Genomic DNA, 7937 nt, shown 5'->3' with positions numbered 1-7937 from the left:
GGGGAAGCCCGGTGAAGGATTCGGGGGACGCTGGGCCGAGGGATGAGGGATGTGGAGTGAAGGGGGCGGGCAACGCTGGGGCAAGGGCTGGGCAACGCCGGGTCGTTGATCGAGCGGCGCTGGCCTGAGTCTCGGCAACACCGGCCAGACGGCTCGCGCAGCGCTCACGACAAGGGGGCGGCATCCGCACCTCGCTCGTCAGGGGCACCCCGTCCCTCGGGAGCCAACGCGGTCCGGCATTCGAGAGCCAGCGGGGATCCGGGACCGGCCGGGCCGGGGCTCGGCGGAAACCTGGAGGGCTCGCCCCCCGGCCGGCGGGTCACCGCCGTCGGGATTTGCCGCCGCGCGGCGCGCGGCCTCACTGCGGCCGGGAGTGGCTCGGAGCCCGGCGGAGCGGCGGGGCACTGGCCGGTAGGGCGCCTCCATCGGTGCCGCCACCCCCGGTGGAACCGCCCCCGGTAGGCACCCGGTGGGCACCCTGCGGGCCGCCCCCCGGCGGGGCCGCCCGCAGGGCCCGGCACTGGTCGGAGCGCCGCGCGTGTGCGGGGCGCTCCGGGCCGGCGTCGGAGCGTCGTCAGACTCCGGGGACGCCCGCGTTTTCCATCAGGCCCCGGACCTCCGTGCCGTGGGGTGTGAGGAGGAACACGTTGCGGTCGACTCGGTGCATTCCGCTGGCGAGACCGAAGACGACACCGGTGCTGAAGTCGAGGACGCGTTTGGCCACCTCGGTCTCCGCGCCGGAGAGGTCGAGGAGCACCGGAATGCCCGCCATCAGCGTCTCGGCGACGTCGCGGGCGTCGGCGAAGACATTGACGCGGAGGACGACGAAACGCCGCCGGGCCTCCGTCTCGGCCTCCGGTATGGTCCGGTGGTCGACCGCGGACGGCCAGGCGTCCCGGCCCCTCAGCGGCACGACCTGTGCGAGCCCCTCCCACTGTTCGTCGGTGACATCGTGGCTGTTCACCCTGTTCACCGGCCTTCCCCCTGGCTCGCACTGATTGACTGCATCGACCAATTCTTACGCATGGTCACCCGTTCGGCCCAACAGCGACACGGACCGCGAGGCAGGCCGTGGGACACCCCTCCGGCGTATCGGCCGGATCGTGGCCTCACAGCCCCGCGCCGGACGGTGTGTGGTGGGCGTAACCCCTCATGATCAGGTCATGTGACATCGGCGTAACGGGCAATTCGTACGATCGAGCCTGCCCGGCGGCCATCAGGACGCTGAGCGGAAGCAGTCCGACCGCCGTACCAGAGGGGGACCGGACACCCCGCACGCCGACAGAGAGGGGCCGCCCGTGGTCGCGCAGGGCCCGCAGAGCACCACCACCCAGGTGCGGACCGTGTGCTCGTACTGCGGTGTCGGCTGCGGCATGCTCCTGGATGTCGGGATGGGTCCCGACGGGCGGCGCACGGTCCTGAGGGCGACCGGCGACAAGTCCCACCCGGCGAACTTCGGCCGACTCTGCACCAAGGGCGCGACGACCGCCGACATGCTGGCCGCGCCCGGCCGGCTCACCACGGCCCTCGTGCGGGACGGCCGGGGTGACGAACCGCTGCCCGTGCCGGTCGCGGACGCCCTCTCCGAGACGGCCCGGCGGCTGCGCGCGATCATCGACGAGCACGGGCCCGACGCGTTCGCGTTCTATGTCTCGGGCCAGATGAGCCTGGAGGCGCAGTACCTGGCGAACAAGCTGGCCAAGGGCTTCATCCGCACCAACCAGATCGAGTCGAACTCCCGGCTGTGCATGGCGAGCGCCGGCACCGGCTACAAGCTGTCGCTGGGCGCCGACGGGCCGCCCGGCTCGTACGAGGACCTCGACAAGGCGGACGTCTTCCTCGTGATCGGCTCGAACATGGCCGACTGCCACCCCATTCTCTTCCTGCGGATGATGAACCGGGTCAAGGCGGGCGCGAAGCTGATCGTCGTCGATCCCCGGCGGACGGCGACCGCCGAGAAGGCCGACCTGTTCCTCCAGATCCGTCCCGGTACGGACCTCGCGCTGCTCAACGGGCTGCTGCGTCTGCTGCACGAGAACGGGCACACCGACCAGGAGTTCATCGCCGCCCACACCGAGGGCTGGGAGGCGCTGCCCGATTTCCTCGCCGACTACGCGCCGGACGTCGTCGCCTCCGTCACGGGCCTCGCGGCGGACGACATACGCGAGGCCGCGCGGCTGATCGGCGAGGCCGCCGAGTGGACGAGCTGCTGGACCATGGGGCTGAACCAGTCCACGCACGGCACATGGAACACCAACGCCCTCGTCAATCTGCATCTGGCGACCGGCGCCATCTGCCGGCCGGGCAGCGGGCCGTTCTCGCTGACCGGGCAGCCCAACGCCATGGGCGGGCGCGAGATGGGCTACATGGGGCCGGGGCTGCCGGGCCAGCGGTCGGTGCTCGTGGACGAGGAGCGGGCGTTCGTCGAGGAACTGTGGGGGCTGGCGCCGGACACGCTGCGCCCGGACGGTTTCGGCAAGGGCACCGTCGAGATGTTCCGGAGGATGGCCGACGGCGAGATCAAGGCGTGCTGGATCATCTGCACCAACCCCGTCGCCTCCGTGGCCAACCGGAAGACCGTGATCGAGGGGCTGGAGGCCGCGGAGTTCGTCGTCACGCAGGACGTGTTCGCCGACACGGAGACCAACGCGTACGCCGATGTCGTGCTGCCCGGGGCCCTGTGGACCGAGTCCGAGGGCGTCCTCGTCAACAGCGAGCGGAATCTGACGCTGGCCGCCGCGGCCGCCGACCCGCCGGGCGAGGCGATGGCGGACTGGCGGATCATCGCCGCCGTCGCGCGGGAGATGGGCTTCGAGAAGGGCTTCTCGTACGACAGCGCCGAGGAGGTCTTCGAGGAGATCAAGCAGGCGTGGAACCCGAAGACCGGGTGGGATCTGCGGGGAGTGACGTACGAGCGGCTGCGGTCGACGACGGTGCAGTGGCCGGCCGCGCGGGAGACCGGACCCGCACGGAACCCGATCCGGTACGTGGACGCGGACGGCGGGCTGACGTTCCCCACCGCGAGCGGGCGTGCCGTGTTCCACGCGCGGCCGCACATGGAGCCCGCCGAACTCCCCGACGACGACTTCCCGTTCGTGCTCAACACCGGGCGGCTCCAGCACCAGTGGCACACGCTGACGAAGACGGGCAAGGTCGCCAAGCTCAACCGGCTGAACCCCGGGCCGTTCGTGGAGGTGCATCCGCAGGACGCCCAGGCGCTGCACCTCGCCGACGGCGACTTCGTCGAGGTCGCCTCGCGGCGGGGGCGGGCCGTGCTGCCGGTGGTCGTGACGGACCGGGTGCGACCGGGCTGTCTGTTCGCGCCGTTCCACTGGAACGACCTGTTCGGGGAGTACCTGAGCATCAACGCGGTGACCAGTGACGCGGTCGACCCGCTGTCGTTCCAGCCGGAGTTGAAGGTGTGCGCGGTGGGCCTGACGAAGGTGGCGGCGCCCGCGCCGTCACCGGCCGGGGCCCAGCCGATCGCGGCCGGCGCGGTCGAGGCTCGTACGGGCCAGGGCCGGGGCCAGAGCGGGGGGCAGGGCCAGGATCACGGCTCGGGCGGGGCGGTCGAGGCGCTCGTCCCGACCGCGGTCGCGCCCGGCGCCAACCCCTTCGGTCTCGCACCCGCTCCCCCGCCCGTGCTCTCCGCCCAGGAGCGCCAGTACCTGACCGGTTTCCTCGCCGGGCTCGGGTCCGGGGTCACCGGGGTCACCGGGGTGCCCGTACTGCCGCCGGACGCGCCGTTCAGTCCCGAGCACGCCCTGTGGGTGAACGGGGTGCTCGCCGGGATGTACTCGCGGTCCGCGGCGCCCGTGGCCGTCCCCTCGGCCGAGGCGGCCGGGCGGGACGTGGTGGTGCTGTGGGCCTCGCAGACCGGTACGGCGGAGGAGTTCGCGGTGGCCGCCGCCCAGCATCTGGGCGCGGCGGGGCACCGGGCGACGCTGGTCGGCATGGACGAGGCCGCCCCGGCCGAACTGCCGCGCGGCGCGGACCTGTTGCTCATCACCAGCACCTTCGGCGACGGGGACGCGCCCGACAACGGCTCCGGTTTCTGGGAGGCGCTCACGGATCGGGAGGCGCCACGGCTGGACGGTGTGCGGTACGCGGTGCTGGCGTTCGGCGACTCGTCGTACGACGACTTCTGCGGGCACGGCCGGCGGCTGGACGCCCGACTGGACGAGCTGGGCGCGGTGCGGCTGACGCCCCGTACGGACTGCGAGCCGGACTACGAGCCGTCGGCGGACGCCTGGCTCGGCCAGGTGCTCACCGCGCTCGGCACCGGGACGGAGACCCCCGCTCCGCGGGGGCTCATGGAGGCGGGCCCGCAGGCCGCGCCCGGCACAGCCCCCGTCACGGGCTCCCTCTCCGCGCCCGTCGCCCCCCGGTCCGCCAGGCCCGCGCCCGCGCACGCCCGGCTGGTCGGCAACCGGCTGCTCAGCCTGCCGGGGGCGGGCAAGGAAGTACGCCGGTTCACCTTCGACACGAAGGGGACGGGGCTCACGTACGAGGCCGGTGACGCGCTCGGGGTGCGGCCGGTCAACTCCCCCGATCTGGTCGCGGAATGGCTGGCGGTGACCGGTCTGGACGGCTCAGCCGCGGTGGAGGTCGCCGGTGTCGGCGAGGTGCCCTTCGCCGAGGCGCTGCACCGGCATCTCGACATCACCCGGATCACCCCGGACCTGCTCCGCTTCGTCTCCGAACGGACCCGGGACAACCGGGAGTTGAAGAAGCTGATGCGACCCGACAACAAGGACGGGCTCGCCCAGTGGTCGTGGGGCAGGCAGGCCGTGGACGTGGTCGCCGAGTTCGCGGTGCGGGCCTCCGCGGCCGAGTGGGCCGGGGTGTTCAAGCGGCTCCAGCCCCGGCTGTACTCCATCTCGTCGAGCCCGCTCGTCGACCCGCACGAGGTGTCGCTGACCGTGTCGGTCGTACGGTACGAGAACCTGCGCGGGCAGCCGCGGGGCGGGGTCTGCTCACCGTTCCTCGCGGACGGCGAGGCGGGCCTGGAGGTGCCGGTGTTCGTGCAGCGGTCACCGCACTTCCGGCCGCCGGCGGACGCCACGACCCCGATGGTCATGGTCGGTCCCGGTACCGGCGTCGCCCCCTTCATCGGCTTCCTCCAGGAGCGGCAGGCCCTCGGTCACCGGGCGCCCAACTGGCTGTTCTTCGGCGAGCAGCACCGGGCAACGGACCACTACTACGAGGACGAGCTGGCGGAGCTGCGGCGGGCGGGGGTGCTGGACCGGCTGGACACCGCGTTCTCACGGGACCAGCGGGCGAAGGTGTACGTGCAGGACCGGATGCGTGAGCACGGCCCCGAGCTGTGGCACTGGCTCCAGGACGGCGCCCGCTTCTACGTCTGCGGCGACGCCTCCCGGATGGCGAAGGACGTCGACCGGGCGCTGCGGGACATCGCGGTCGCCCACGGAGGGCTGAGCGAGACGGAGGCCGCCGCGTACGTGAAGCAGCTGGCGAACGAGAAGCGGTACGTGCGGGACGTGTACTGACCGTGCGCGCCGACTGGGTCTCCCGCCTCCCTCCCCCTCAGATCCAGCCCTGCTGCCATGCGTGGTGGGCCGCCGCGTGGCGGGTGGGAGCGCCCAGTTTGGACATGGCGGCGGAGAGGTAGTTGCGCACGGTCCCCTGGGCCAGATGGACCTCGGTGGCGATCTCGGCGACGGAGGCTCCGGTGCGGGCGGCGCGCAGGACCTGGAGTTCGCGGTCGCTGAGGGGGCAGTCGTCCTCGGTGAGCGCGGACGCGGCGATGTCGGGGTCCACGTAGCGGCGTCCGGCGGCGACCTCACGGAGGATCTCCGCCAGCCGGGCGGCCGGGGTCGTCTTGGGGACGAAGCCCCGCACGCCCGCCGCGAGGGCCCGGCGCAGCACGGCGTGCCGGGCGTGCCGGGCGTGCCGGGCGTGCCTGGCGTGCCGGGCGTGCCTGGCGTGCCGGGCGTGCCGGGCGACGATGACGGTGCGGGTGGGCAGTTCGGCGCCGATCTCCTCGGCGGCTCGCAGTCCGTCGGTCGGCGGCATCTCCAGGTCGAGCACGGCGATGTCCGGGCGGGTGCCGCGGTCGCCGTGCCGATTGCGGTCCATGCCAACGACTTTGCCATCTCTTTACAACGGGGTCGGCCGCTGTCTCGTCTCTCCGCTCGATCCGCAACGCCGCCCCGCCGGGTCACCGTCCGGGCGGCCCGACGAGAGAGAGCGACTCATGCGCCGTACCGTCCTCAGTGCCGCGGCCCTGGCCTGCACCGCCGTCCTGGCGGGCGCGCTGCCCGCGTTCGCCGACGACACCGCCCCGTCCGCCGCGCCCCGCACGGCGACCTCCACCCCCACCCCGGTGCCGTCCACCGCCGGGCCCGCCGAGGACTCGGCCACGCCCGAACCCGCCGAGGACGGGAACGCCACCGAGCCGTCTCCGGTACCCAGCCAGGTCTCCGTGGTGCCGAGCGGGGCGCCCGACACCGGGGAGGCGACCGGGTCGGACGGCTCCGGGACCGGCGCCGTGCTCGTCGGCTCGGGCGCCGTCGCGGCCCTCGTCGGCGGGGTCGGCGCGATCGTCCTCGTCCGGCGCCGCCGGGGCGACGCGGCATGACACCGCCCACCGCGGCGCTCTCCCGGCGCTCCCTCCTCGCCGTGGCGGCGGCCTCGCTGCTCGTCGGGTGTCAGGGGAGCGGCGGGGCCGGGGGCCGGGACTCGGGTGCTCCCCCGGTCGACACGGCCCCGTCTCCCCCGTCGTCGGACCCGTCCCGTCGGTCGTCCTCCTCGGGCGGATCGCCGTCGCCGCTGGCGCGCTCCGTGCCGGTCGGGCTGCTGATCCCGGCCATCGGGGTGGACACTCCGGTCATGGGGCTGGGGCTGGCGGCGGACGGGAGCGTGGAGGTGCCGCCGGTGGCGGAGCACGACCGGGCGGGGTGGTACCGGCACTCACCGACGCCGGGGCAGACCGGCCCCTCGGTGATCCTGGGGCATGTCACGGTCGGGGCCTACGGCGACGGTGTCTTCCGCCGGCTCGCGCGGCTGCGGCCCGACGCGCGGATCACCGCGCGCCGGGCCGACGGCTCGACGGCGCAGTTCACGGTCGACCGCGTACGGACCGTCGCCAAGGCCGACTTCCCGGCGGCGGAGGTCTACGGGAACGTGGACCGCCCCGAACTCCGTCTCATCACCTGCGGCGGCCCCCGCTCGGGCGAGGAGTACCGGGACAACGTCATCGTCTTCGCCACGCTGAGCGGCACCGGCCGTGCGGGCGAGCCGGTGCCGTGACCGGTCACCCCTCCCCCGCCGCCCATGCGTACGGCCACCCCCGTGGCGGGCCTCATCCCTTCCCGTACGACCGCCCGCACGGCATGACGAGCCCACGACCCTGGAGAGCGTTGAAACGGTCCCGCGAGAAGGCCGCGTCCGAACTGTTCGCCGCCCTCTACCCCCGCCTCGCCGGCTGGTGCCGCAAGCTGGTCGACGACGACGAGACGGCCCACGAGATCGCGTCGGAGGCGTTCACCCGGCTCTGGGCCCGCTGGACCTCCGTCGCCGAACCCCACGGCTTCCTCTACGTCACCGCGGCGAACCTCGTACGGGACCACTGGCGCAAACTCGAACGGGAACGCCGGGCGATGCACCGGGCCACGACCGAGGCAGCGGTGCGCCCGCAGGGCGATCACGCCGAGCAGGCCGACCCCTCGGTGCGGCTGCTGGTGCAGTCGCTGCCGGAGCGACTGCGCGTCCCGATCCTGCTGCACTACTACGCTGACATGCCGATCCGGGAGGTGTCCGTCCTGACCGGACGCAAGGAAGGAACCGTCAAGGCCGACCTCCACGCGGCCCGCGAACTGCTCCGCGCCCATCTGAGGAGAAGCCTTGATCACACACGCTGACGACGGCCCGGAGTTCGAGCCCGACGATCCGCTGGCCGTCGTCAGCGTGTGTGA

The 7937-nt window shown here is 73.4% G+C and carries 6 protein-coding genes; 4 read left to right on the top strand and 2 right to left on the bottom strand.

The window, feature by feature from the left end; all coding sequences use genetic code 11:
• Positions 1–574 precede the first annotated feature (574 nt).
• Entirely contained in the window at positions 575–964 is a 390-nt protein-coding gene (locus AOK15_RS35250) for a cell division protein SepF (RefSeq protein WP_055522405.1), read from the bottom strand.
• Between the two features lie 334 nt (positions 965–1298).
• On the opposite strand from AOK15_RS35250, the gene AOK15_RS35245 reads away from it, so the two are divergent.
• The gene (locus AOK15_RS35245; protein ID WP_055522400.1) at positions 1299–5510 is read left to right on the top strand and encodes a bifunctional nitrate reductase/sulfite reductase flavoprotein subunit alpha; all 4212 of its coding nucleotides are present in this window, start codon (positions 1299–1301) and stop codon (positions 5508–5510) included.
• 37 nt (positions 5511–5547) lie between these two features.
• Here the strand turns inward: AOK15_RS35245 and AOK15_RS35240 are convergent, their stop codons facing one another.
• On the bottom strand, positions 5548–6099 hold the full coding sequence (locus AOK15_RS35240; RefSeq protein ID WP_079058883.1) for a response regulator transcription factor: 552 nt from the start codon (positions 6097–6099) through the stop codon (positions 5548–5550).
• A 118-nt stretch (positions 6100–6217) separates the two neighbouring features.
• Here AOK15_RS35240 and AOK15_RS35235 point away from each other — a divergent pair, with 118 nt between their 5' ends.
• The 3 genes from AOK15_RS35235 (at position 6218) to AOK15_RS35225 (ending at position 7883) form a co-directional block, all read left to right on the top strand.
• Complete coding sequence (locus AOK15_RS35235; RefSeq protein WP_055522398.1) at positions 6218–6601, top strand: hypothetical protein; 384 nt, start codon at positions 6218–6220, stop codon at positions 6599–6601.
• The gene (locus tag AOK15_RS35230; RefSeq protein WP_055522396.1) at positions 6598–7272 is read left to right on the top strand and encodes a class F sortase; all 675 of its coding nucleotides are present in this window, start codon (positions 6598–6600) and stop codon (positions 7270–7272) included. Before AOK15_RS35235 ends, AOK15_RS35230 begins: the two co-directional genes overlap by 4 nt.
• Before the next feature lie 110 nt (positions 7273–7382).
• A complete protein-coding gene (locus AOK15_RS35225; RefSeq protein WP_055522394.1) occupies positions 7383–7883 on the top strand; it encodes an RNA polymerase sigma factor in 501 nt (166 codons plus the stop codon).
• Positions 7884–7937: the final 54 nt, after the last annotated feature.

Source organism: Streptomyces ossamyceticus, assembly GCF_001418475.1.
Lineage (GTDB): Bacteria > Actinomycetota > Actinomycetes > Streptomycetales > Streptomycetaceae > Streptomyces > Streptomyces ossamyceticus.
The sequence above is the reverse complement of the archived record's forward strand: the minus strand, read 5'-3'. Positions and strand labels throughout refer to the sequence as shown.